We start from the raw sequence: 26685 nt of genomic DNA on the forward strand, positions 1-26685 counted from the left end.
GGATTCGCACGCCGTGCAGCAATGCAGGCGCGGACAGCAACCGGTAAGGATGGGGATTATGGCAAACACAGCTGGAATCATCGTCGTGGCAGCGGGCAAAGGCTCACGCATGGGTACGGTGGAGAGCAAGCAATATCTGAAGCTACAGGATAAACCGATTATTATACATACACTGGAAGTGTTTGAACGCTCGGCTGTTGCGGAGGAGATCGTCATCGTTACAGGAGCAGAAGATGTGGAGCGCTGCCGAGAATGGGTACAGCAATATGGACTGCACAAAGTCCAAGCCGTTGTCGTCGGCGGGCATGATCGTCAGGAATCCGTATACCGTGGGTTGGAGCATATCCAGTCGGACTGGGTAATGGTGCATGACGGCGTACGTCCATTTATTACGGAGCAGCATATGGAGCAGTGTCTGGAAGCAGCGCAGCGCGATGGTGCTTCTGTATTGGCGGTGCCAGTCAAGGATACGATCAAGCAGGTGGATCAGCAGCTCCATATTACAGGTACACCGGATCGCAGTACATTATGGGCGATTCAGACACCGCAGACCTTTCGTTCAACCGATTTGCGGAATGCACATCGACAAGCGGAAGAACAGCAGTTCCGCGGTACCGATGATGCGATGCTGGTTGAGCGACTTGGTATTTCTGTGACAGTGGTAGAAGGCAGCTATAGTAATATCAAGCTGACGACACCGGATGATCTAGATTATGCCGCTTATTTATTGACACATAAGGGAGAGAATTTATCATGATTCGTATAGGTCAGGGATTTGATGTGCATCAGCTGGTCGAGGGCCGCCCGTGCATCATTGGTGGAGTGACCATTCCATATGAAAAAGGGCTGCTCGGTCATTCCGACGCAGACGTGCTGCTGCATACGATTGCTGATGCAGCGCTTGGCGCATTGGCACTAGGCGATATTGGCAAGCATTTTCCCGATACCGATCCAGAATTCAAGGATGCAGATAGCGTGAAACTGCTGCAGCATGTATGGGGACTCATCCGTGAGCGCGGTTATGTATTAGGCAATGTCGATGCAACGATTATTGCGCAAAAGCCGAAAATGGCTCCTTATATTCCACAGATGGCAGAAGTCATTGCTTCGGTATTGGAAGCAGAGATCGATCAAGTGAACGTGAAAGCAACAACAACCGAATGGCTTGGCTTTGCGGGTCGCGGTGAAGGCATTGCTGCCCAAGCAGTCATTTGTCTCGTCAAAGAATCCTAATCAAGCGATTCGATAGAAGTACACCCTAAGCTGAGCAATCAGCCATACAACAGTATTGGAATGGCAATACTGTCCAATCAAGGAGGAAATCAAGATGTCGAATGAAATACGCGTACGTTATGCACCAAGTCCAACTGGACACCTGCATATTGGTAACGCCCGTACCGCTCTATTTAATTATCTGTTTGCCCGCAGTCAAGGTGGCAAATTTATTATCCGTATTGAAGATACCGATGTGAAGCGTAATGTAGAGGGCGGCGAGGAGAACCAGCTGTCTTATCTCAAATGGCTTGGTATCGAATGGGATGAAAGTATCGACGTAGGCGGCAACTATGGTCCGTATCGTCAAACGGAGCGTCTGGATCTGTATCGTCCATACTGGGAAGACCTGCTGAATCGCGGGCTGGCATACAAATGCTATTCCACCGAGCAGGAGTTAGAGCAAGAGCGTGAAGAACAGATTGCTCGTGGCGAAACGCCTCGCTATTCTGGCAAACACCGCGATCTGACGGATGAGCAGCGCGCTGCTTTTGAAGCCGAAGGACGCATTCCAAGCATTCGCTTCCGCGTACCGGAAAACAAAACGTATACCTTCAATGATATTGTCAAAGGCGAAATCTCCTTTACAACTGAGGATACCGGTGACTTTGTTATTGTTAAAAAAGACGGCATTCCAACGTATAACTTTGCCGTTGCATTGGATGACCATCTGATGGAGATTTCTCATGTTCTGCGTGGGGAAGACCATGTCTCCAATACACCGCGTCAATTGATGATCTATGAAGCGCTGGGCTGGGAACCACCGCAATTTGGTCATATGACCCTGATCGTCAACGAAAACCACAAAAAGCTGAGCAAACGCGACGAATCGATCATTCAATTTATCGAGCAATATGATCAACTGGGTTATCTGCCAGAAGCACTGTTCAACTTTATTGCCCTGCTGGGCTGGTCGCCAGAAGGAGAAGAAGAAATCTTCTCGCATGACGATCTGATCCGTATTTTCAATGCGAAGCGTCTGTCCAAAAGCCCAGCAGTGTTCGATACCAACAAGCTGGCGCATCTGAACAATACGTACATCAAAAATGCAGATACCGATCGCATTACCGCAATGGCAATTCCGCATCTGCAAAAAGCAGGTCGTCTGCCAGCTGAACTAAGCGAAGAACAGCAAGCATGGGCGCATGATCTGGTGGCATTGTATCAAGAGCAACTGGTGGCTGCTTCCGATATCGTAACGCTGTCCGAAATGTTCTTCCGTTCGCATCTGCAACTGGATGCTGAAGGTCAGCAACTGCTGAGCGAGGAGCATGTGAAACCGGTCTTGCAGGCGCTGCTGGACAAAATCAAAGCATCGGATGAGTTCAGCCCAACCGTAGCGGCGACATTGATCAAAGAAGTGCAAAAGGAAACAGGCTATAAAGGCAAACAGCTGTTTATGCCGATCCGCGTTGCCTTGACTGGCGAAATGCACGGTCGTGATCTGAACCATACCATTTACCTGCTTGGACGTGATCGTGTTATTGAACGTCTTGAATCTCAGATCAAAGGCGCTTAATTGTCGGCGGAATTGCATATTGTTTAATCCGCCACAGTCCGTTATAATGATCACCTAAAGCAGCAATTGTAATCATCATCTACATGCAATTAATTTTATCTATATAATGGCAATGAGCAGGAAAAGTAAGTCTGAAACCGAAGTCCCAGAGAGGATGACCCTGTTGTAAAAGAACAGGTGGCTGAGAATCATCCACTTCGGACAGACTGAACATGCACCTGTGAGCCGCAAAGCCGAACATTTTCGCTGTCTTTCACTCAATTTGAAGAAAAGAGCAGCGTAAATAAGTAGGCTTTGCCGTCTGGTCTTACGTTACGGACTGCATAAGTTGGGATACCTGATTGATCTGCCGATATACGCTATTGTGCAGCATCGACCAGTTTCCTAAGCAGAGTGGAACCGCGTAAATCGACGCCTCTGCAGCCTTCGGGCTGCGGGGGCGTTTTTTAATGAGCGTAAGCAAGGAGAGGTAAACCAATGCTGACCAATTTAAGATCCGATGTCCGCGCCGTGTTCGATAATGATCCCGCTGCGCGTGGCTGGTTTGAAGTCATCTTTACCTATTCAGGACTGCATGCAATCTGGGGACACCGGCTTGCTCACTGGTTTTATGGCAAAAAGTGTTTTACGATTGCACGGGTTGTTTCACAGATGAGTCGTTTTATGACTGGTATTGAGATTCATCCCGGTGCAACGATCGGCAAGCGGCTATTCATTGACCATGGCATGGGTGTGGTGATTGGCGAAACTTGTGAGATCGGCGATGATGTGGTTATTTACCAAGGGGTCACACTGGGTGGTACTGGCAAGGAGAAAGGCAAACGCCATCCGACCATCGGCAATAGCGTCGTGATCGGCTCGGGTGCCAAAGTGCTTGGTTCCTTCTCCGTTGGCTCTAACTCTAACATCGGCTCAAATTCCGTCGTACTGCGCGAAGTGCCGCCAAATAGTACCGTTGTTGGTATTCCGGGCAAAATCGTCATTCAGGATGGCAAGCGGGCTGATCGACTCAGCCATCAGATGCCCGATCCAGTCGCATCTCGTTTGGCAGAGCTGCAAGCGGAGATTGACCGTCTCAAACAAGAGCTGGAACAGCAGCAACGTCAGATTGACCACAGACTGATGGCTGGTCGCGATCATAGCCGTCATTCGTCATAAGTGCGGAGTATGGTAACATGGTGCCTATAGCAGCTTTGACCATAATCATAATCAAGTAGAAATCCAAACATATCGTTTACACAGGGAAGGGATGACAGTATGGCATTGCAAATTTACAATACCATGAGCCGCAAAAAAGAAGAGTTTGTTAGTCAGATACCTGGCGAAGTGAAAATGTATGTATGCGGTCCAACCGTGTATGACTATATTCATATTGGTAATGCGCGTCCGATGATCTTTTTTGATGTCGTACGTAGCTATCTGGAAAATCAAAAATACAAAGTAGACTATGCAGTGAACTTTACCGATGTAGATGACAAGCTGATTCGCAAGGCGGAGCAACTGGATACAACCGTCATCGAAGTAGCGGAGCGTTTTATCGATGCTTATTTTGCCGATCTGGAAGGTCTGGGCATTCGCCGCGCGACTCTTCATCCTCGTGTAACTGAGAATATGGACATCATTCTGGACTTTATCAGTACACTAGTGGACAAAGGCTACGCATATGCCAAAGAAGGGGATGTATACTTCCGTACCCGCAAATTCTCGAAGTATGGACAATTGTCTCATCAAAAGCTGGACGAACTGCAATTTGGTATCCGCATTGAAGTCGACAAGCGCAAAGAAAATCCAGAAGACTTTGTGTTATGGAAAGCAGCTAAGCCGGGCGAGATTTTCTGGGAAAGTCCTTGGGGCAACGGTCGTCCAGGCTGGCATATCGAGTGCTCGGCGATGGCGCGCCATTATCTAGGCGATACATTGGACATTCACGGCGGTGGACAAGATCTACAATTCCCTCACCATGAGTGCGAATGCGCGCAATCCGAATCCGTGACTGGCAAGCCGCTGTCCAACTACTGGATGCACAACGGCTTTATCCGTATCGACGATGAGAAAATGTCCAAATCGCTTGGCAACGGCATTCTGGTCAAAGACCTGCGTGCCGCACACAAACCAGCAGCAATCCGTTATCTGATGCTATCCACTCACTATCGCAATCCGCTCAACTATACCGACGATACAATGACGCAGGCAGAAAATAGTGTAGAGCGTATCACCAATGCCGTAGAAAACGTGAAGCATCGTCTGTCCTCTTCGGATACTGTCTCTCCGGTAGATGCGCAACTGGCAGTGCGTGTAGACGAGATCCGTGCCCTGTTCCATGAAAAAATGCAGGATGACTTCAATACGCCAGATGCGATTACCGCTGTATTCGAATGGGTGAACGAAGCGAACCAATTGCTGCAACGCGATGTGGTACAACAAGAATCGCTGGAAGCATTGTTGGCACTGTTTGACGAAATGAACGAAGTGCTGCGTCTGTACTGGGCAGAAGAAGAGCTGCTGGACGAAGATGTAGAGAAGCTCATCGCGGAACGCGTCGAAGCACGTACCAACAAAAATTGGGCGCGCTCCGATGAAATTCGCGATCTGCTATCTGCACAGGGCATTATTCTTGAAGATACGCCGCAGGGTATGAGATGGCGCCGCAAATGAAGGGAGGAATGACACCATGACCCCTTCAGAACAGGAGCAATCTTTCCAAGGCTGGTTTCCATTCCCGCCTTCTCGCCCGTTGGAGCAGCTGCCACCGCTGGCGCTAGCCTATATGGGCGATGCCATTCATGAAGTCGCTGTAAGGCAATATATATTGTCCGGCAAAAATCTGCGTCCTAATCATATGCACCGGTTGTCAACAGGCTTTGTTTCCGCCGGTGCGCAGGCGCGTATTTTATTGCATGTAGAGCCTATGCTGACCGACGAAGAAGCCAGCATTGTTCGTCAGGGACGCAATGCCAAATCTGGCACCGTACCGAAAAATGCTAGCGTGCTGGATTACCGATATGCGACAGCATGGGAGTGCCTGCTTGGCTATCTGTATTATCGCGGACAGCAAGAGCGCATTCTGGAGCTGATCACTACGGGCATTCAACATTTAGAGCAGCAACCAAAATGATCATGTGTTCGCTCCAGCGAACCAGATAACCAATCTACAGAATAAAACGATGTACTACCCTATGCAGTGACCTGCAAAGCGGGTAATAAGCAGCAACGTGAATAGTAGTACACAGGAGGAAACAGGATGGAAGAAGAATACATCGCCGGTAAGCATTCCGTAACGGAAGCATTGCGCGCTGGCAGAAGCATCAATAAAATATGGATCGCCGAGGGCGCACAGAAAAATTTAGTGCAACCCGTAGTCGCTGAAGCTCGCGAAAAGGGCATCGTGATCCAATATGTAGACAAGCGCAAGCTGGACAGCTTTGTACCGGGCGTACAGCATCAGGGCGTTATCGCGCAAGCCGCACCTTATGAATACGCGGAGGTAGAAGACATCCTGGAAGCAGCACAGGCAAAAGGCGAAGCGCCATTTATCCTGCTGCTGGATGAGATTGAAGATCCGCATAACCTAGGCTCGATCCTGCGGACAGCAGATTGCACCGGTGTACACGGCGTCATCATTCCGAAGCGTCGCTCGGCAGGCATCACCGCTACCGTATCCAAAACATCCGCTGGTGCAGTAGAGTATGTGCCAGTTGCACGCGTGACGAATCTGGGACAAACGATTGATCGTCTCAAGGAGCAAGGCGTATGGGTTGTCGGTACAGATGTTGCTACCGATAGTAGTTTGTACCAAGCGGACGTATTCACTGGTCCGGTTGCTGTTGTCATCGGTAACGAAGGCAAGGGCATGGGCAGACTAATTCGCGAAAAATGCGATGTACTGGTGAAGCTCCCGATGCAAGGTCAGATCAACTCGCTCAATGCGTCCGTTGCCGCTGGTGTGGTCATGTACGAAGTACTCCGCCGCCGTCAGTCGCTGGGTTAGGCATATGGCTGATCTCCGCGATGTTCTGCTGGTGGATGGTTATAACATGATCGGATCGTGGCCCGACCTGGTGGAACTGGCGGAAAATAGCCTTCAGGAGGCGCGTGATCGACTGCTGGAACGGCTAGCGAATTACCAGGCCTTTTCCGGGCAGCGTGTTGTTGCCGTATTTGATGCTTATCGAGTTCCTGGATTAGGCAAATCGTACGAGCAAGGACGCGTGGAGCTGTATTTTACGAAGGAAAAGGAAACGGCAGATGAGGCAATTGAGCGTTTTGTCGGTCAATTGAAGCATCGACGCAGACAAATCTATGTGGCGACGAGCGATATGACGGAGCAGCATGTGATCTTCGGTCAGGGCGCATTGCGTATATCCGCACGTGAGCTATTGATCGAAGTACAGATCGGCGAACGCGAGATTCGGCAGCGAATCCGTGAGCAACGACTTGATAGCAATCGCAATACGCTCGATGGCAAACTCAATCCACAGCAGCGTCTAATGTTTGAAAAATGGCGCAGGGGAGAATAGGCTGTCAGTCCGATGACAGCTTATCTGCGAACCTGTGTTCCGGTTTACGGTGAATCCGGTAAATAAGCGCGTAATCTCCCGTCAAATGGGGCAAAATCGGTTGACGATGTGAGGTTACATAATATATACTGATGCTATATTTTATAGGGTAACGGAGACCTTGCGTTGCAACCGGAGGGATTGTTTGTGAGTGTCGACCTCAAAGATATCATGGTATCACCATATGATTACCAGAGCGATGAAGATCTTGTGGAAGCTGTCCGTCATGGCGATTCCGAAGCGCTGGAGTACTTGATTACCAAGTATAAGAATTTTGTCCGCGCCAAAGCCCGTTCGTATTTTCTGATCGGTGCTGACCGCGAGGATATTGTACAGGAAGGCATGATCGGCCTGTATAAATCAATCCGCGACTTCAAAAACGATAAGCTGTCTTCGTTCAAAGTCTTTGCCGAGCTGTGTATTACTCGTCAGATTATTACGGCGATCAAAACAGCCACCCGGCAAAAGCACATTCCGCTGAACTCCTATGTCTCTCTGGATAAACCGATCTATGATGAAGATTCCGACCGTACACTGCTCGATGTGATCTGTGGTTCGCCCATGTCCGATCCTGAAGAACTGGTGATCAACAAGGAGGAATTTACGGGTCTTGAAGACAAGATGTCCGAAATTCTGAGCGATCTGGAACGCAAAGTACTAATGCTGTATCTGGATGGACGTTCCTATCAGGAAATCGCGGTCGATCTGTGCCGCCACGTCAAATCTATCGACAATGCACTGCAGCGTGTCAAACGCAAACTGGAACGGTATCTTGAAGTGCGGGACGAACAATAATGCCGCAAGCAACCAAGTGAAGACTCTGTGACGGAGTCTTTTTTATTTTGTATGTCTCCCTGTAAAATACAGCGCTGGTCGCTGGAAATGCCGTTGCCGGAACAGAACAAAAAATGTTATTTTTTTGCAAAGCAAAACAGTAATATTCGTTGACAGGGTAAGGGTGCTGTGCTAAAGTGTTTTAGGTAGGCCAAAAATCGCCTGTTTTTAAGTGTGCCAATCTTTAAATGCTTTGAAGAATGGCGTGCCTGAGAACATGCGTAACCACCCTGACCACATGGGGATGAAGAATATAACCGACTGTATAGTCTGGATAATTCTTTGTACCTGATCGTCTTTTGGAGGTGTAATCGTGGCACGAAGCTTCAAGTCTTTGTTTTCCTTTTTCTCCGAAAGCTGGGCTGAACTTAAAAAGGTTCGCTGGCCTAATCGTAAAGAGCTGATAAACTATACACTGATTGTTATCGGTACGATTTTGTTTGTTGGCATTTATTTTTGGGTTTTGGATATCGGCATTTCCGCTGTGATCGAAGCGATAATTTAAGAAGGGTTCCAGGTGGCTTGATATGGAAAAAAGATGGTACGTCGTTCATACCTATTCCGGGTATGAAAACAAGGTCAAGGCCAATTTGGAAAAACGCGTTGAGTCCATGGGCATGGAAGACAAGATTTTCCGGGTTCTTGTTCCGATGGAAGAAGAGCTGGTAAACAAAGACGGTAAGAAAAAAACTGTCATGCGTAAAGTTTACCCCGGTTATGTGCTTGTTGAAATGATCCAGACCGATGATTCTTGGTATGTAGTACGCAATACTCCTGGTGTGACCGGCTTTGTCGGTTCAACAGGTTCAGGCTCTAAGCCGACTGCGCTGCTGCCAGAAGAAGTGGAACAGATTCTCAAACATATGGGTATGGAAGAGCCGAAGGAGAATATCGACTTCGACATCAAAGAATCCGTACGCATCAAAGTTGGACCGTTTGCGAATTTTGTTGGCTCCGTGGAAGAAATCTTGGTTGAGAAGAGTAAGCTCAGAGTGCATGTTAACATGTTCGGACGGGAAACCCCGCTTGAGCTGGATTATACTCAAGTGGAAAAGATATAAGCTGGTTTCTAGGATGACACAGGGGATTGGAACAGAGCGATCTGTTTTGATTCTGACCGGTGCTTCCGGTTTTACCGCAGTCTGTGCGGCGCAAGCCCGCAATTGCGGCGTTTTTCGTGGGAGGGCAGCGATGTCCGTCTACCACTATTCGCAAGGAGGTGTTTTACATGGCTAAAAAGGTAATCAAAATGGTAAAACTGCAAATCCCAGCTGGTAAAGCGAACCCGGCTCCTCCAGTAGGTCCGGCATTGGGTCAAGCAGGTGTCAACATCATGGCATTCTGTAAAGAATTCAACGCTCGTACAGCAGATCAAGCAGGTTTGATCATTCCGGTTGAGATCACAGTGTTTGAAGATCGTTCTTTCACTTTCATCACTAAAACTCCACCGGCTGCAGTTCTTCTGAAAGTGGCTGCTAAGATCGAAAAAGGATCTGGCGAACCGAACAAGAAGAAAGTTGCAGTTGTGAAACGTTCTGCAGTTCGTGAAATTGCTGAACAAAAAATGCCTGACCTGAACGCAGCTTCGATCGAAGCAGCAATGTTGATGGTTGAAGGTACAGCACGTAGCATGGGTATCACAATCGAAGACTAATTTTTATTAGTTTTTACTGCACTCCTTCGGGAGGCAGTCTATGCCGAATCGTATGATTTGACATATGTGGGAGGAATATCCGCTAATACCACAAAGGAGGAATATTAAATGGCTAAACATGGTAAAAAGTATCTGGAAGCTGTTAAGCTGATTGACAGCGAAGCTACTTACGAGCCAACTGAAGCAGTTGCTTTGGTTAAAAAGGCAGCTACTGCAAAATTCGACGAAACTGTTGAAGCAGCAGTACGTCTGGGTGTTGACCCTCGTAAACAAGACCAAGCTGTTCGTGGCGTAGTTGTACTGCCACACGGTACTGGTAAAACTCAACGTGTTCTCGTATTCGCAAAAGGCGAAAAAGCAAAAGAAGCGGAAGCTGCTGGCGCTGACTTCGTAGGCGATCAGGACATGATCAACAAAATCCAACAAGGATGGTTCGAATTTGATGTCTGCGTAGCTACGCCGGACATGATGAGCGAAGTTGGTAAACTGGGTCGTCTGCTGGGTGGTAAAGGTCTGATGCCTAACCCTAAAGCAGGTACAGTTACATTCGACGTTACCAAAGCTGTTCAAGAAATCAAAGCTGGTAAAATCGAATACCGTCTGGACAAAGCAGGACAAATTCACGCGCCAATCGGTAAAGTTTCCTTCACTGAAGAGCAACTGAACGAGAACCTCAAAGCTCTCGTTGACGCTCTGAACCGCGCTAAACCAGCTGCGGCAAAAGGTGTTTACCTGAAAAACATTGCGGTATCTTCCACAATGGGACCAAGCGCGCGCGTAAACGCTGCAACTTACAGATAATTAAGTGTTGACATCTGTCAACGCATTTGATAATCTGTAAAAGTTGTGATTACGTACGAACTTTGTTTGTGCTATTACATTCGAATACGTTTAACCGTAGACAGTAGGTGCCGCTTGCGGCTTAATTTCCTACCGAGGTGTTCTGATAGAATAACGGGATGAACGGTTGTCGCTTAGGTGGCAGCCGATCCATTCCGCCTTATCAAGCCTTCGTGATTCTACGGGGGCTTTTTTAATGCCCGTAGGAACACTTTTTCGCAGCTCATTCAGGGGTGTACGGAAAAGCAAGAATACGATCAGGAGGTGTCCACACTTGGCAAACGCAAAAGTAATCCAGGCAAAACAGGAAGCGGTAGAAGTAGTAGCAGCAAAACTGCGCGAGAGCGTATCGACTGTTGTAGCTGACTATCGTGGTCTGAACGTAGCTCAAGTTACAGAATTGCGCAAACAACTGCGTGAAGCTGGCGTTGAGTTCCAGGTATTGAAAAATACACTGGTTCGCCGCGCAACTGAGTCTGCTGAATTGACTGAACTGAACGAAGTGCTGAGCGGTCCTACCGCTATCGCTTTCAGTAAAGACGATGCAGTAATCGCAGCTAAAATTCTGAACGACTTTGCTAAAACCAACGATGCGCTTGAACTGAAAGGCGGCGTTGTAGAAGGTCGCGTAGTAAGCGCGGACGAAATCAAAGCGCTGGCAGCACTGCCATCCCGCGAAGGTCTCTTGTCCATGCTGCTTAGCGTACTTCAAGCTCCAGTTCGCAACTTCGCACTGGCAGTTAAAGCAGTATCCGAGAAAGAAGAGCAAAGCGCGTAAGCGACTGTTCCTTCTGCCTCACGCCCATGTGGCGTAAAACAGGCTGATACAGCCAAAACAAATCCAAATAAAACCAACATGGAGGGTTTATAAATGAGTCAAGAGCAAATCCTTGAAGCCATCAAAGGCATGACTGTACTGGAACTGAACGATCTGGTAAAAGCAATCGAAGAAGAATTCGGCGTAACTGCAGCAGCTCCAGTAGCAGCAGCAGCTGGCGGCGGCGCAGCAGCAGAAGCTGAGCAAACTGAGTTTGATGTAGTACTGACTTCCGCTGGTGCTTCCAAAATCAACGTAATCAAAGCAGTTCGCGAAGTAACTGGTCTGGGTCTGAAAGAAGCTAAAGAAGTAGTAGACAACGCTCCTAAAGCAATCAAAGAAGGCGTTGCTAAAGAAGAAGCTGAATCCATCAAAGCAAAACTGGAAGAAGCTGGCGCATCTGTAGAATTGAAATAAGAGAGTTTCTCTTGTTTCTTACAAACCCCTTGAATTCGTTCAAGGGGTTTGTTTTGTAAAAAAGGAACAAGGAAAGGGTGAGGGAATGATATGGGAGATCATTATTATTCCAGTCAACCGGGAGCTGCACACGAACGTCGCAAGCTCGAGACAGAGCTGCGCGGACGGAAGTTTACCTTTGTCAGTGATTCGGGTGTCTTTTCCAAAACAGGAATTGATTATGGTAGCCGCGTATTGATTGAGGCACTGCACATCCCAGAGGACGCCAACGTATTGGATGTAGGATGTGGCTATGGTCCCATGGGGCTGTCAGCAGCGATTCTTGCACCAAAGGGACATGTTACGATGCTGGATGTGAATGAGCGTGCTGTACAGCTTGCACGGGAAAATGCCAGACTGAATAACATTGATAACGTGGAAGTTAAAGTCAGTGACCGTTTGGAAGCTGTTGCGGGACAATCCTTTGACGTGGTTATTACCAATCCACCGATCCGTGCAGGTAAAGAAACCGTGCATTCGATCTTTGAACAAGCATATGAGCATCTGAATCCGGGCGGTTCGCTCTGGATCGTCATCCAGAAAAAGCAGGGCGCACCATCAGCCTGGGCAAAGCTGGAGCAGTTGTTTGATGAGGTAGAAGAAGTAACCAAGGATAAAGGGTATCGCATCTTCAAAGCGACCAAATAAAAAACCTGATCACCGGGCAAGGGTGAACAGGCTTGATCCATTCAGAAATGAAATGGGCAATAATTGTGAAACAGTATAGTTGACTGCATAAGCTTAATATGATATTATTATGAAATGTCAGTATTAAGATGCCCTTTTTGGCTTTAGTTTTCTGCAAATGTCGAAAATTATGCACTATAAAGGGTGTTTAATATTGCCCATAAACGTATAATAATCGTTCTTTCGGTGAATTTCAACCGGAATTGCAAGTGTAGACGCTGGATCACATCCGTTGATAGCTGATGGTGCTCTTTTTTCGAACCATTTCGATAAGGGCTTTTCTCTATTTGTGGGTGTGAACTTCTGTGTTATGAACTTATTATACGTGATCCAAACAGCAGTTCGCAATGAAATTTTTAAGTGAGTAGACATTAAGGGGTGAGTATAAGTTGGCAGGACATCTTGTTCAATATGGTCGACGCACTCGGCGAAGTTATGCACGAATTAACGAAGTTCTTGAAGTACCAAACCTGATCGAAATCCAACAAAAATCTTATCAGTGGTTTTTGGATGAAGGATTGCGTGAAATGTTCCAGGATATCTCGCCAATTCAGGATTTCACTGGCAATCTGGTGCTTGAGTTCATCGACTACAGCCTGGGTGAGCCTAAATATACAGTAGACGACGCAAAAGAGCGCGACGTTACGTATTCAGCTCCACTGCGGGTCAAAGTCCGTCTCATCAACAAGGAAACGGGTGAAGTCAAAGAGCAGGAAGTATTCATGGGTGATTTCCCGCTGATGACGGAAACCGGCACCTTTATTATCAACGGTGCAGAACGGGTTATTGTCAGCCAGTTGGTTCGCTCTCCCAGCGTCTATTTCAGCACTAAAGTCGATAAAAATGGTAAAACATCATATACAGCTACCGTTATTCCTAACCGCGGTGCATGGCTGGAACTGGAAATGGATGCGAAGGACATTGTTTACGTCCGTATTGACCGTACCCGTAAGATTCCAGTAACTGTCCTGCTGCGCGCACTCGGATTCGGCAGCGATGCTGAAATTTTGGACCTGCTCGGCAATGACGAATATATCCGCAACACTTTAGATAAAGACAACACCGACTCTACCGAGAAAGCGCTGATCGAGATTTACGAGCGTCTTCGTCCGGGCGAGCCACCAACACTGGATAACGCAAAAAGCCTGCTCGTAGCACGCTTCTTCGATCCAAAACGCTATGATCTGGCGAATGTTGGTCGTTACAAAATCAACAAAAAGCTGCATATCAAAAATCGTCTCTTCAACCAAAGGCTGGCTGAGACGCTGATTGATACAAATACTGGCGAAATTATTGCGGAAGCTGGCCAAGTGGTAGATCGTCGTCTGTTGGACGAAATCATGCCATATCTGGAAGGCGACCTGAATTTCAAAACGTATCATGTAGCTGGCGGCGTTCTGGATGCCAATGATATTCCGATGCAAAACATCAGTGTCTTCTCCCCATTGGAAGATGGCAAAGTAGTATCGGTTATCGCTAACGGTATCATCGACAAATCCGTCAAAAACATCACACCAGCTGATATTATCGCATCGATCAGCTACTTCTTGAACCTGCTTCAAGGTATCGGCGATACCGACGATATTGACCATCTGGGTAACCGTCGTCTGCGTTCCGTAGGTGAATTGCTTCAGAACCAATTCCGTATCGGTTTGTCCCGTATGGAACGTGTGGTTCGTGAGAGAATGTCGATTCAGGATGCTAACGTCATCACACCACAGGCACTGATCAACATACGTCCGGTTATTGCATCGATCAAAGAGTTCTTTGGTAGCTCCCAGCTGTCCCAGTTTATGGACCAAACGAATCCGCTGGGCGAACTGACGCACAAACGTCGTCTGTCCGCACTCGGACCCGGTGGTTTGACGCGTGAGCGCGCAGGCTTTGAAGTCCGCGACGTCCATCCAAGTCATTACGGTCGTATGTGTCCAATCGAGACACCAGAGGGACCGAACATCGGTCTGATTAACTCCTTGTCCACCTTTGCTCGTATTAACGAGTACGGCTTTATCGAAGCTCCATATCGTCGTGTTGACCCGAAAACGCATCGCGTAACCGAGCATATCGACTATATGACAGCCGATGAAGAGGACAACTATGTAATCGCTCAGGCGAATGCGCAGCTGACAGAAGACGGCTCCTTTGCAGATGAGATGGTTATCGTCCGTTATAACAAACAGGCAGATAACATTCTCCCTATGCCAAGTGAGCGCGTTGACTACATGGACGTATCTCCTAAACAGGTTGTGTCCGTGGCAACAGCACTCATTCCGTTCCTGGAAAACGATGACTCCAACCGTGCGCTCATGGGTTCCAACATGCAGCGTCAGGCGGTGCCACTGCTTATTCCGAAGGCGCCTCTGGTCGGTACGGGTATGGAACACAAAGCTGCAAAAGACTCCGGCGTATGTATCGTTACGAAGTTTGACGGTATCATCGAGCGTTCTACAGCCAGCGAAATTACGCTGCGCCGTATTGAGAACGTAGATGGCAAAGAAGTCAAAGGCGACCTTGTTAAGTATAAATTACACAAATTTATGCGTTCGAACCAAGGTACGTCCATCAACCAACGTCCGATCGTTAAAACTGGCGATATTGTCAAAAAAGGCGATATCCTGGCAGACGGTCCTTCCACGGAGATGGGCGAGATCGCACTCGGCCGTAACGTTGTCGTCGCATTTATGACCTGGGAAGGTTATAACTACGAGGATGCGATCCTGCTGAGCGAGAAGCTGGTCAAAGAGGATGTATACACTTCGATCCATATCGAGGAATACGAATCCGAAGCCCGCGATACCAAACTCGGACCTGAAGAAATTACACGCGACATCCCGAACGTCGGTGAAGACGCGTTGAAAAACCTCGACGAGCGCGGTATTATCCGCATCGGTGCTGAGATCGCTGCTGGCGATATCCTCGTTGGTAAAGTTACTCCGAAAGGTGTAACCGAACTGACTGCGGAAGAACGTCTCCTGCACGCAATCTTCGGTGAGAAAGCTCGCGAAGTTCGCGACACCAGCCTGAGAGTACCTCACGGTACTGACGGTATCGTTGTAGACGTAAAAGTATTTACCAGAGAAAACGGTGACGAATTGCCACCGGGTGTAAACCATCTGGTACGTGTCTACATCGCGCAAAAACGTAAAATCTCCGAAGGCGATAAAATGGCCGGACGTCACGGTAACAAAGGGGTCGTAGCCCGTATTCTGCCGGAAGAAGATATGCCGTTTATGCCGGACGGTACACCTGTACAGGTTGTACTGAACCCGCTGGGCGTACCTTCCCGTATGAACATCGGTCAGATCCTGGAAGTCCACATCGGTATGGCAGCCATGAAGCTTGGTATTCATGTCGCTACACCGGTATTCGATGGCGCGAACGAGTACGATGTATTTGACACTATGGAAGAAGCCGGTATGCAGCGTAACGGTAAAACCGTTCTTTACGATGGCAGAACTGGTGATGAGTTTGAGCGTGAAGTCACTGTCGGTGTCATGCACATGATCAAACTCGCCCACATGGTCGATGATAAAATCCATGCCCGTTCCACTGGTCCTTACTCTCTCGTTACGCAACAGCCGCTGGGTGGTAAAGCTCAGTTCGGTGGTCAGCGTTTCGGTGAGATGGAAGTTTGGGCGCTGGAAGCTTACGGCGCTGCATACACCCTGCAAGAGATCCTTACAGTCAAATCCGATGATGTCGTTGGTCGTGTAAAAACGTACGAATCGATCGTCAAAGGCGAAAACGTTCCTGAACCGGGCGTTCCTGAATCGTTCAAAGTATTGATCAAGGAGCTGCAAAGCTTGGGTATGGACGTTAAGATTCTCAATGAGGAAGAAAACGAAATTGAGATGAAAGAGCTGGATGACGAAGAGGAAAACACCAATGATAAACTGAGCCTGAACTTGGAAGGCTCCGAAGTCGGCGTAGATTAATATCACTTGTCATATTCCCAACATTGTCCGATGACAGATGCAGGCGAACCGGAGGTATTCCGGTTCAGCCTCATTCGTCGGACGGTGCATTGGGTTTTGTGCGGAATACAGAGCTTTACAATAAATAGGATTTGGCCTTAGGAGGGGTGTCTCTTGATAGACGTTAACAATTTCGAATTTATGAAAATTGGGCTTGCTTCCCCAGACAAAATTCGTTCTTGGTCCCGCGGAGAAGTTAAAAAACCGGAGACAATCAACTACCGTACGCTCAAACCGGAAAAGGACGGTCTGTTCTGCGAACGCATTTTCGGACCAACCAAAGACTGGGAGTGCCATTGCGGTAAATACAAACGCGTACGTTACAAAGGGGTCGTTTGTGACCGTTGTGGCGTTGAAGTAACACGCGCTAAAGTACGTCGTGAGCGCATGGGTCATATCGAACTGGCAGCACCTGTATCGCATATCTGGTACTTCAAAGGTATCCCGAGCCGTATGGGTCTGGCACTGGACATGTCCCCACGTTCCCTGGAAGAAGTTATTTACTTTGCATCCTACGTTGTTACCGATCCAGGCGAGACACCACTGGAAAAGAAACAACTGCTGTCCGAAAAAGAATACCGCAGCTACCGTGAAAAATACGGCTACGGATTCCAAGCAGGCATGGGTGCGGAAGCGATCAAAAAACTGCTTCAAGATCTCGATCTGGACAAAGAACTGGAATTCCTGCGTGAAGAGCTGCGTACTGCTCAAGGTCAACGTCGCAACCGTGCGATCAAACGCCTTGAAGTTATCGAAGCATTCCGTAATTCTGGCAACTCCCCAGATTGGATGATCATGGACGTACTGCCGGTTATTCCACCGGAAATCCGTCCAATGGTACAGCTGGATGGCGGACGTTTTGCAACATCTGACCTGAATGATCTGTATCGTCGTGTTATCAACCGTAACAACCGTCTGAAACGCCTGCTTGATCTGGGCGCTCCTGACATTATCGTACAAAACGAGAAACGTATGCTGCAAGAAGCAGTCGATGCTCTGATCGATAACGGTCGTCGTGGACGTCCAGTAACTGGTCCGGGTAACCGTCCTCTGAAATCCCTCAGCCACATGCTGAAAGGTAAACAGGGTCGTTTCCGTCAAAACTTGCTCGGTAAACGTGTCGACTATTCTGGTCGTTCGGTTATCGTCGTAGGTCCTTACCTGAAAATGTACCAATGTGGTCTTCCAAAAGAAATGGCACTGGAACTGTTCAAGCCTTTCGTAATGAAAGAGCTGGTTAACAAAGGTCTGGCACACAACATCAAGAGTGCGAAGCGCAAGGTTGAACGCGTAAGCCCTGAGGTGTGGGACGTGCTGGAAGAAGTTATCAAAGAACATCCAGTTCTGCTGAACCGTGCACCGACGCTGCATAGACTCGGTATCCAAGCATTTGAACCGATTCTGGTTGAAGGTCGCGCGATCCGTCTGCATCCACTCGTATGTACAGCATACAACGCTGACTTTGACGGTGACCAAATGGCGGTTCACGTTCCATTGTCTGCGGAAGCACAAGCGGAAGCACGCCTGCTGATGCTGGCATCCGGTAACATCTTGAACCCTAAAGACGGTAAACCGGTTGTTACACCATCCCAGGATATGGTCCTCGGCTCCTACTATCTGACTATGGATAACATGGAAGCCAAAGGCGCTGGTATGATTCTGCGTACCGTTAACGAAGCCGTATCCGCGTACCAACGTGGCACAGCTTCCCTGCATGCTCGTGTTGCTATTCCGGCAAGTGCACTGGGTAAAACCAGCTTCACTGACAAGCAGCAAACAGGTATGCTGATCACTACGGTTGGACGGATTATCTTTAACGAGATCTTCCCTGAGTCCTTCCCGTATATCAACGAACCAACTCGTGCCAACCTGTATCAAGGTATCCCGGATCACTACTTCATCTATGAAAAAGGTACAAACGTACTGGAATTCATGAAGGCTGTTCCACAAACCGGCGCTGTCGGCAAAGAATACCTCGGTACAATCATTGCACGTTGCTTCGAGATCTACCATACAACATTGACTTCGGTCATTTTGGATAAAATCAAGCAACTGGGCTTCACGTATTCCACTCGTGCGGGTATTACCGTTGGTGTGGCAGACGTTGTCGTTCCACCGGAAAAAACCGCATTGCTGGCTGAATCCGATAAAAAAGTTGCTGTTATCACCAATCAGTACCGTCGTGGTCTGATTACAAATGAAGAGCGTTATGACCGTGTTATCGAAATTTGGTCCCGTACCAAAGACGAGCTGACTGACATCCTGATGAAATCGATGGATCGTTACAACTCCATCATGCTCATGGTTGACTCCAAAGCCCGTGGTAACAAATCGCAGATCACCCAGCTGGGCGGTATGCGTGGTCTGATGGCCAACCCATCCGGTCGGATCATCGAGCTCCCAATCAAATCGAACTTCCGTGAAGGTCTGACGGTACTCGAGTACTTCCTGTCTACTCACGGTGCGCGTAAAGGTCTGGCGGATACAGCCCTTCGTACGGCTGACTCCGGTTACCTGACTCGTCGTCTCGTAGACGTTGCCCAAGACGTAATCGTTCGCGAAGACGATTGCGGAACGGACAAAGGCTTTATCGTTGGACGTATCCAAGACGGTAAAGAGGTTATCGAGGATCTGTACGATCGTCTGGAAGGACGTTATTGCTTCGAAACTGTTCGTCACCCAGAAACTGGCGAAGTGATCGTTGGCCGCAACGAACTGATTGACTCCGATAAAGCGGAAGCAATCGTTGCAGCTGGCATCAACAAAGTACAGATTCGTTCCGTACTGAGCTGCCGTACCCGTCATGGCGTATGTAAAAAATGCTACGGTCGTAACTTGGCAACTGGTAAACACGTTGAGATCGGTGAAGCGGTTGGTATTATCGCTGCTCAATCCATCGGTGAACCAGGAACACAGCTCACCATGCGTACATTCCACACCGGCGGTGTTGCCGGAGACGATATTACACAAGGTTTGCCGCGTATCCAAGAGCTGTTTGAAGCCCGTAACCCTAAAGGTCAGGCGACAATCAGTGAGATCGACGGCGTCGTGAAAGAAATCCGTGAAGCTAAAGACCGTCGTGAGATCGAGGTTGAAGGTGAAGCGGAAACAAAAGTTTACTCCGTTACCTACGGTTCCCGCCTGAGAGTAAGAGAAGGCATGGAAATCGAAGCAGGGGACGAGCTGACTGATGGTTCGATCGACCCGAAAGAAATGCTGCGTATCAAAGGTATCCGTGGCGTTCAAAACTACATCCTGCAAGAAGTACAACGCGTATATCGTAACCAGGGTGTAGAAATCAACGATAAACACGTTGAAGTTATGATCAGACAGATGCTGCGCAAAATCCGTATCGTCGATAACGGGGAAACAACGCTGCTGCCAGGTTCATTTGTCGACATCTACGAATACGAAGATGCTAACAAAGTGGCAATTATTGCTGACCGTGAGCCAGCCGTTGCGAAACCAGTATTGCTCGGTATTACCAAAGCATCTCTGGAAACTGACTCCTTCCTGTCTGCTGCATCCTTCCAGGAGACTACTCGTGTCCTGACTGATGCTGCAATCAAAGGTAAAGTCGACAAACTGCTCGGTCTGAAAGAGAACGTTATTATCGGTAAGCTGATTCCTGCTGGTACAGGTATGAACCGTTACCGCAGCGTTCAATTTGAAGAGCCGGAACAAATCGAAGGAAACGAAGAGAATCTGGAGACTGTAACGGTCGAGTAGTAGATCTACAGCTTGCTGCTGTGCATACGGCAGCAGGTTATTGGTAACTTCAGTTTATGAAGCTGCCAACACAGAATAGAGTCTGACCAGAAAGAAGAGCAATCCTTTTTCTGGTCGGGCTTCCGTTTTGTGGTTGATAATGAAATGGGAACTGAAACGAAATAATCTTTTCGCTACAATTGATTTATGTATTGACACCTTGCCTATGATAATGCTACTATAGCAAAGGTGCGTGAGTAGAACGTTGATCCCTGTTCTTTTGGAGGGAATCGTAAGATGACTAATGATAAAGGATTACAGGATGCCCGCATCAAGATTGGCACGAAGCAGACAATGCGGATGGTCGAACTTGGACAGGCTGAAGAAGTCTATGTTGCGCAGGATGCAGAACAGCATCTGATCACCCGAATCGTACAGCTTTGCAACAAACATTCCGTCAAAGTCACCTATGTGGAGACGATGAAGGAACTGGGCAAAGCATGCGGTATCGAAGTGGGCAGTGCGATGGCTGTCATTCTTAAATAAAGGAAGTCAGGAACGTTTTTGCAGGTCGTATGGCAGGCAAGAACTTTTCATTTGCTCTTTTATGAACCGCCTGGGTCTGTGGGCTTAACAGACGGTTTACAAAAGTGCCAAACATATTGGAAGGAGGTGGCAATACAATGCCAACTATTAATCAATTGGTCCGTAAAGGACGTCAAGCGAAAATCGAGAAATCGAAATCTCCTGCACTGCAAAAAGGGTTTAACGCTCTGAAACGTCAAGAGACAAACCTGAGTGCTCCACAAAAACGTGGTGTCTGCACTCGTGTAGGTACGATGACTCCGAAAAAACCGAACTCCGCGCTTCGTAAGTATGCTCGTGTACGTTTAACTAACCGTATCGAGGTTACTGCTTACATTCCAGGTATCGGTCATAACCTTCAAGAGCACAGCGTAGTACTCGTACGCGGTGGCCGGGTTAAAGACTTACCAGGGGTTCGTTATCATATCGTTCGTGGCGCACTGGATACTGCTGGTGTTAACAACCGCATGCAAGCTCGCTCGAAATATGGTACAAAACGTCCAAAAGAGAAAAAGTAATTCGCTAGCGCAGATCACTGCGCTGCATAATTGAGAAAGGGGGATAACCATGCCAAGAAAAGGTCCAGTTACCAAAAGAGACGTGCTGCCTGATCCGGTTTATAACAGCAAACTTGTTACACGCCTGATCAACCGCGTCATGATCGACGGAAAACGTGGAGTTGCTCAAAGCATTCTTTATAACGCGTTCAACCTGATTCAAGAACGCACAGGAAATGATCCTATGGAAGTATTCGAGGCGGCAATCAAGAACATCATGCCGGTTCTCGAAGTTAAAGCTCGCCGTGTCGGTGGTGCTAACTATCAAGTACCTATCGAAGTTAAGCCGGAGAGACGTACTTCTTTGGGTCTGCGTTGGCTCGTAAACTACTCCCGCAACCGCGGCGAGAAAACAATGGAAGAGCGTCTGGCTGCTGAAATCATCGACGCATCCAACAACACTGGCGCATCCGTTAAAAAACGCGAAGACACACACAAAATGGCTGAAGCGAACAAAGCGTTTGCTCACTACCGCTGGTAGGATTCAAGCCTATTTTCAAAAATTCATATTTTTGAAGGGAGTACCTATTCATGGCAAGAGAGTTCTCCTTGAAAAATACACGTAACATTGGTATCATGGCACACATTGATGCCGGTAAAACAACCACTACAGAACGTATCCTGTTCTACACAGGCCGTACGCACAAAATCGGTGAAGTTCACGAAGGTGCTGCGACTATGGACTGGATGGAGCAGGAGCAAGAGCGTGGTATCACTATCACGTCTGCTGCGACAACTGCACAGTGGAAGGGCCACCGCGTTAATATCATTGATACTCCAGGTCACGTTGACTTCACAGTTGAAGTTGAACGTTCCCTGCGTGTATTGGACGGGGCCGTAGGCGTATTTAGTGCGAAAGAGGGCGTAGAGCCACAATCCGAGACTGTTTGGAGACAAGCAGACCGTTATGGCGTACCTCGTATCGCTTATGTCAATAAAATGGATATCATTGGTGCAGACTACCTGAATGTTGTTAAAGACATGCGCGATCGTCTGCAAGCAAACGCTGTTGCCATTCAACTGCCTATCGGCGCTGAAAACGACTTCGTTGGTATCATTGATATCGTTGAAATGAAAGCTATCCAGTACAAAGATGATCTGGGTAAAGATCCGGTAGATATCGAGATCCCAGCCGATCTGAAAGATACTGTTGAAGAGCTTCGCATGGAACTGGTAGAGAAAGTTGCAGAACTGGACGAAGACCTGATGATGAAATACCTGGAAGGCGAAGAACTGACGATCGATGAGATCAAAGGCGCTTTGCGTAAAGGTGTTTGTGATGTTAAGATCTTCCCAGTAATCTGTGGTTCCTCTTACCGTAACAAAGGTGTTCAGCCTATGCTGGATGCTGTCATCGACTACCTGCCGTCTCCACTGGATGTACCGGCGATCAAAGGTGAACTCGAAGACGGTACAGAAGAAGTTCGTCATTCTTCGGATGAAGATCCTTTCTCTGCACTGGCGTTCAAAATCATGACCGACCCTTATGTTGGTAAACTGACATTCTTCCGTGTATACTCTGGTGTACTGCAATCCGGTTCTTACGTAGTGAATGCCACTAAAGGCAAACGCGAACGTATCGGTCGTATTCTGCAAATGCACGCCAACAGCCGTGAAGAAATCAGCGTAGTTTACGCTGGTGACATTGCTGCAGCTGTAGGTTTGAAAGATACAGGAACAGGTGATACACTGTGTGATGAGAAAAACCCGATCATTCTGGAGTCTATGAACTTCCCTGATCCGGTTATCGAAATCGCTGTAGAACCTAAAACCAAAGCAGACCAAGATAAAATGGCAACTGCTCTGGGTAAACTGACAGAAGAAGATCCTACTCTGCGCGCTTCGACTAACGAAGAAACAGGACAAACCATCCTAGCAGGTATGGGTGAGCTTCACCTTGATATCATCATCGACCGTATGCGTCGTGAGTTCAAGGTTGAAACGAACGTAGGTCAACCTCAGGTTGCTTATCGTGAAACTTTCCGTCAGCCAGCTCGCGTCGAAGGTAAATTCGTACGTCAATCCGGTGGTCGTGGTCAATACGGTCACGTATGGGTTGAATTCGAACCTCTCGAAGCAGGTACTGGTAACCAATTCGAAAGCAAAATCGTCGGTGGTTCCGTACCAAGAGAATATGTTGGTCCTGCACTCGCAGGTATCGAGGAGCAAATGAAGAACGGTGTTCTTGCAGGCTTCCCGGTTGTAGACGTAAAAGCTACAGTTGTAGACGGATCTTATCATGATGTCGATTCCAACGAGATGGCATTTAAAATTGCCGGTTCGATGGCATTGAAATCCGCAAAAGACAAGTGTAAACCTGTCCTGCTGGAGCCAATCATGAAAGTTGAAGTTACAGTACCAGAAGAGTACATGGGTGACGTAATGGGTATGCTGAACTCCCGTCGCGGCCGTATCGAAGGTATGGATTCCCGCAGCGGTACTCAAATTATCCGTGCTAAAGTACCTCTGTCCGAAATGTTTGGTTATTCCACAACACTTCGTTCCGGTACACAAGGACGCGGCGTGTTCTCCATGGAACTTTCTCACTACGAAGAAGTGCCTAAGAGCATTGCTGAAGCAGTTAGTGCAAAAGCTAACGGCTAATACGCCCAACTTTGTTTTTACCTATGGGATGTAGAGAGAGCGGCTTGACCGCTTTCTTCCATACATTCCGTACTTAATATCAATACACAACACTACCTTTAAGGAGGAAATGTTTAAAATGGCTAAAGCTAAATTTGAACGTAATAAACCGCACGTTAACATCGGTACTATCGGTCACGTCGATCATGGTAAAACAACTCTGACAGCTGCAATCACTACTGTACTGTCCAAAACTTATGGCGGTGCTGCTGTAGCATTCGACCAAATCGATAAAGCACCAGAAGAGCGCGAGCGCGGTATCACAATCTCTACTGCACACGTAGAGTACGAAACTCCTAACCGTCACTACGCACACGTAGACTGCCCAGGTCACGCCGACTATGTTAAAAACATGATCACTGGCGCGGCTCAAATGGACGGAGCAATCCTGGTTGTATCCGCAGCTGACGGCCCAATGCCACAAACTCGTGAGCACATCCTGCTGTCCCGTCAAGTAGGTGTTCCTTACATCGTCGTATTCCTGAACAAATGTGATATGGTTGAAGACGAAGAGCTGCTGGAACTGGTTGAAATGGAAGTTCGCGATCTGCTGAGCGAATATGAATTCCCAGGCGACGACACTCCAATCACTCGTGGTTCTGCTCGTGAAGCACTGCAAAACCCTGATGGTGAGTGGGCTCAAAAAATCGTTCAAATGTTCGAAGAAATCGACACTTACATCCCAACTCCAGAACGCGAAACTGACAAGCCTTTCCTGATGCCTGTCGAGGACGTATTCTCCATCACTGGTCGTGGTACAGTTGCTACAGGCCGTGTAGAGCGTGGTGTGGTTAAAGTCGGCGATGAAATCGAAATCGTTGGTATCCACGAAGAAACTAAAAAATCCGTTGTTACGGGCGTAGAAATGTTCCGTAAATTGCTGGATTCCGCTCAAGCGGGTGACAACATCGGCGCACTGCTGCGTGGTGTTGATCGTACTCAAATCGAGCGTGGACAAGTACTGTCCAAACCGGGTTCCGTTAACCCACATACTGAGTTCTCCGCTCAAGTATACGTTCTGACAAAAGAAGAAGGTGGCCGTCACAAGCCTTTCTTCACTGGTTACCGTCCACAGTTCTACTTCCGTACAACTGACGTAACTGGCGTTATCTCCCTGCCAGAAGGTACTGAAATGGTTATGCCAGGTGACAACATCACTGTTAGCGTATCCCTGATCAACCCAATCGCGATCGAAGAAGGCACACGCTTTGCGATCCGCGAAGGCGGTCGTACAGTAGGCGCTGGTGCGGTTGCATCCATCTCCAAATAATAAATCTTTCCTGATCCGTCTTTTATAGACGAAGGAAGATTTTCAATAAGCAACAGTGTATTGTAACGAAGCAACAATGTATCCTAATCGAAAGTCCGATAAGGTCTGCTTCCTTCATTGTGAAGCGGGCCTTATTTTTTTATGGAAAGTTTCAAAAAAGACTTGCGTCAATACGGTCTCATCATATATAATAACTAATGTTGTGCTGAGACGTTGCGATGATGTGAGAGGTTACTGACACACCCGGCTCCTTTGCCATGAGCGGTGCGGTCGGAAAATTTTCACGGAGTATGTCCGATAATAAATTGGGCGATAGAAGGAGGGACTAAAAAATGGCAAAGCAAAAAATTCGTATTCGCTTGAAAGCTTACGATCACAGAATTCTTGATCAATCCGCAGAGAAAATCGTTGAAACGGCTAAACGTTCCGGCGCAGGAGTATCGGGACCGATCCCGCTGCCAACTGAGAAACAAGTAATCACTATTCTCCGTGCAGTGCATAAATACAAAGATTCTCGTGAACAATTCGAACAACGTACACATAAACGTTTGATCGACATTGTAAACCCAACTCCACAAACTGTGGATGCTCTGATGCGTCTGGACTTACCGTCTGGCGTAGATATCGAAATTAAATTGTAATCCACATAGATTGTGGTACTACGGAAAGTAGAAAGAGGTGTCAACATGAAAGGTATCTTAGGAAGAAAACTGGGTATGACTCAAGTCTTTACCGCAGAAGGTAACGTCATTCCTGTAACGGTTATCGAAGCAGGCCCATGTGTGGTGCTGCAAAAGAAAGACCTGGAAAATGACGGATACGAAGCGGTACAAATCGGTTTTGCAGACAAGAAAGTAAGTCGTGCAAACAAACCGGAAGCAGGACATGCTACTAAAGCAAACACTGTGCCTAAGCGCTACGTTCGCGAAATTCGCGGTGTTGACCTCGCTAGTGTCGAGGTTGGCCAGGAACTGAAAGCAGATCTGTTTGCTGAAGGTGAATTCGTTGATGTAACGGGTATTTCTAAAGGTAAAGGTTTTGCCGGCGTTATCAAACGTTGGGGCCAAAGCCGCGGACCAATGTCCCACGGTTCCCGTTACCATCGTAGACCAGGTTCCATGGGTTCCATCCAGGCTAACCGTGTACCAAAAGGTAAACGTCTGCCAGGACATATGGGTCATGATACAGTAACGATCCAACGTCTTGAAGTTATCCGCGTGGATGCTGAGCGTAACGTTATCCTTGTTAAAGGTTCCATCCCGGGCCCTAAAAACAGTTTCGTTAAAGTAAAAGAAACGGTGAAAAAATAAGTA

25 protein-coding genes and 2 other annotated features are annotated in these 26685 nt (G+C 47.8%); all 25 genes read left to right on the forward strand.

Features of this window, described 5'->3' with window-relative positions; genetic code table 11:
• Positions 1-58: 58 nt before the first annotated feature.
• The 25 genes from ispD (at position 59) to rplC (ending at position 26682) form a co-directional block, all read left to right on the forward strand.
• Positions 59-757, forward strand: a complete 699-nt coding sequence (ispD, locus tag ABXR35_RS22815; RefSeq protein ID WP_367064371.1) for a 2-C-methyl-D-erythritol 4-phosphate cytidylyltransferase — start codon at positions 59-61, stop codon at positions 755-757.
• Complete coding sequence (gene ispF / locus ABXR35_RS22820; protein ID WP_367064372.1) at positions 754-1233, forward strand: 2-C-methyl-D-erythritol 2,4-cyclodiphosphate synthase; 480 nt, start codon at positions 754-756, stop codon at positions 1231-1233. Before ispD ends, ispF begins: the two co-directional genes overlap by 4 nt.
• Before the next feature lie 94 nt (positions 1234-1327).
• Entirely contained in the window at positions 1328-2791 is a 1464-nt protein-coding gene (gene gltX, locus ABXR35_RS22825) for a glutamate--tRNA ligase (RefSeq protein WP_367064373.1), read from the forward strand.
• A gap of 103 nt (positions 2792-2894) precedes the next feature.
• Positions 2895-3213: a binding site (T-box leader), on the forward strand.
• Positions 3214-3268: 55 nt separating this feature from the next.
• The gene (gene cysE / locus ABXR35_RS22830; RefSeq protein ID WP_367064374.1) at positions 3269-3949 is read left to right on the forward strand and encodes a serine O-acetyltransferase; all 681 of its coding nucleotides are present in this window, start codon (positions 3269-3271) and stop codon (positions 3947-3949) included.
• 99 nt (positions 3950-4048) lie between these two features.
• Positions 4049-5446, forward strand: coding sequence for a cysteine--tRNA ligase (cysS, locus tag ABXR35_RS22835; RefSeq protein ID WP_367064375.1), 1398 nt, complete (start codon positions 4049-4051; stop codon positions 5444-5446).
• Positions 5447-5462: 16 nt separating this feature from the next.
• Complete coding sequence (locus ABXR35_RS22840; RefSeq protein WP_367064377.1) at positions 5463-5906, forward strand: Mini-ribonuclease 3; 444 nt, start codon at positions 5463-5465, stop codon at positions 5904-5906.
• Between the two features lie 126 nt (positions 5907-6032).
• On the forward strand, positions 6033-6779 hold the full coding sequence (gene rlmB, locus ABXR35_RS22845; RefSeq protein ID WP_367064378.1) for a 23S rRNA (guanosine(2251)-2'-O)-methyltransferase RlmB: 747 nt from the start codon (positions 6033-6035) through the stop codon (positions 6777-6779).
• A 4-nt stretch (positions 6780-6783) separates the two neighbouring features.
• Complete coding sequence (locus tag ABXR35_RS22850) at positions 6784-7308, forward strand: NYN domain-containing protein (RefSeq protein WP_367064379.1); 525 nt, start codon at positions 6784-6786, stop codon at positions 7306-7308.
• 186 nt (positions 7309-7494) lie between these two features.
• Entirely contained in the window at positions 7495-8142 is a 648-nt protein-coding gene (gene sigH / locus ABXR35_RS22855; protein WP_367064380.1) for an RNA polymerase sporulation sigma factor SigH, read from the forward strand.
• A gap of 352 nt (positions 8143-8494) precedes the next feature.
• Positions 8495-8686, forward strand: coding sequence for a preprotein translocase subunit SecE (gene secE, locus ABXR35_RS22860; RefSeq protein ID WP_367064381.1), 192 nt, complete (start codon positions 8495-8497; stop codon positions 8684-8686).
• A 22-nt stretch (positions 8687-8708) separates the two neighbouring features.
• On the forward strand, positions 8709-9242 hold the full coding sequence (gene nusG / locus ABXR35_RS22865) for a transcription termination/antitermination protein NusG (RefSeq protein ID WP_367064382.1): 534 nt from the start codon (positions 8709-8711) through the stop codon (positions 9240-9242).
• A gap of 167 nt (positions 9243-9409) precedes the next feature.
• The gene (gene rplK, locus ABXR35_RS22870) at positions 9410-9835 is read left to right on the forward strand and encodes a 50S ribosomal protein L11 (RefSeq protein WP_026136396.1); all 426 of its coding nucleotides are present in this window, start codon (positions 9410-9412) and stop codon (positions 9833-9835) included.
• A gap of 108 nt (positions 9836-9943) precedes the next feature.
• Positions 9944-10636: a 50S ribosomal protein L1 gene (rplA, locus tag ABXR35_RS22875; protein ID WP_367064383.1), complete on the forward strand. Its 693-nt coding sequence runs from the start codon at positions 9944-9946 to the stop codon at positions 10634-10636.
• A gap of 76 nt (positions 10637-10712) precedes the next feature.
• Positions 10713-10879, forward strand: a sequence feature (ribosomal protein L10 leader region).
• A gap of 70 nt (positions 10880-10949) precedes the next feature.
• Positions 10950-11453: a 50S ribosomal protein L10 gene (rplJ, locus tag ABXR35_RS22880; protein ID WP_367064384.1), complete on the forward strand. Its 504-nt coding sequence runs from the start codon at positions 10950-10952 to the stop codon at positions 11451-11453.
• Positions 11454-11546: 93 nt separating this feature from the next.
• On the forward strand, positions 11547-11909 hold the full coding sequence (rplL, locus tag ABXR35_RS22885) for a 50S ribosomal protein L7/L12 (RefSeq protein ID WP_367064385.1): 363 nt from the start codon (positions 11547-11549) through the stop codon (positions 11907-11909).
• Between the two features lie 90 nt (positions 11910-11999).
• Complete coding sequence (locus ABXR35_RS22890) at positions 12000-12596, forward strand: class I SAM-dependent methyltransferase (RefSeq protein ID WP_367064386.1); 597 nt, start codon at positions 12000-12002, stop codon at positions 12594-12596.
• A 428-nt stretch (positions 12597-13024) separates the two neighbouring features.
• Positions 13025-16570, forward strand: coding sequence for a DNA-directed RNA polymerase subunit beta (gene rpoB, locus ABXR35_RS22895; RefSeq protein WP_367064387.1), 3546 nt, complete (start codon positions 13025-13027; stop codon positions 16568-16570).
• Between the two features lie 153 nt (positions 16571-16723).
• Positions 16724-20338, forward strand: coding sequence for a DNA-directed RNA polymerase subunit beta' (rpoC, locus tag ABXR35_RS22900; protein ID WP_367064389.1), 3615 nt, complete (start codon positions 16724-16726; stop codon positions 20336-20338).
• Positions 20339-20614: 276 nt separating this feature from the next.
• On the forward strand, positions 20615-20863 hold the full coding sequence (locus ABXR35_RS22905; protein WP_367064390.1) for a ribosomal L7Ae/L30e/S12e/Gadd45 family protein: 249 nt from the start codon (positions 20615-20617) through the stop codon (positions 20861-20863).
• A 137-nt stretch (positions 20864-21000) separates the two neighbouring features.
• Positions 21001-21420 carry a 30S ribosomal protein S12 gene (gene rpsL / locus ABXR35_RS22910; protein ID WP_188777916.1) on the forward strand — a complete coding sequence of 140 codons (420 nt, stop codon included), beginning with the start codon at positions 21001-21003 and terminating at the stop codon, positions 21418-21420.
• A gap of 49 nt (positions 21421-21469) precedes the next feature.
• Positions 21470-21940 carry a 30S ribosomal protein S7 gene (gene rpsG / locus ABXR35_RS22915; RefSeq protein ID WP_367064391.1) on the forward strand — a complete coding sequence of 157 codons (471 nt, stop codon included), beginning with the start codon at positions 21470-21472 and terminating at the stop codon, positions 21938-21940.
• A gap of 50 nt (positions 21941-21990) precedes the next feature.
• The gene (gene fusA, locus ABXR35_RS22920; RefSeq protein ID WP_367064392.1) at positions 21991-24063 is read left to right on the forward strand and encodes an elongation factor G; all 2073 of its coding nucleotides are present in this window, start codon (positions 21991-21993) and stop codon (positions 24061-24063) included.
• A 118-nt stretch (positions 24064-24181) separates the two neighbouring features.
• The gene (gene tuf / locus ABXR35_RS22925; protein WP_367064393.1) at positions 24182-25372 is read left to right on the forward strand and encodes an elongation factor Tu; all 1191 of its coding nucleotides are present in this window, start codon (positions 24182-24184) and stop codon (positions 25370-25372) included.
• Between the two features lie 332 nt (positions 25373-25704).
• Positions 25705-26013 carry a 30S ribosomal protein S10 gene (rpsJ, locus tag ABXR35_RS22930; RefSeq protein ID WP_009226637.1) on the forward strand — a complete coding sequence of 103 codons (309 nt, stop codon included), beginning with the start codon at positions 25705-25707 and terminating at the stop codon, positions 26011-26013.
• A gap of 45 nt (positions 26014-26058) precedes the next feature.
• The gene (gene rplC, locus ABXR35_RS22935; protein ID WP_367064394.1) at positions 26059-26682 is read left to right on the forward strand and encodes a 50S ribosomal protein L3; all 624 of its coding nucleotides are present in this window, start codon (positions 26059-26061) and stop codon (positions 26680-26682) included.
• Positions 26683-26685 lie beyond the last annotated feature (3 nt).

The organism is Paenibacillus sp. JQZ6Y-1 (genome assembly GCF_040719145.1).
GTDB lineage: Bacteria > Bacillota > Bacilli > Paenibacillales > Paenibacillaceae > Saccharibacillus > Saccharibacillus kandeliae.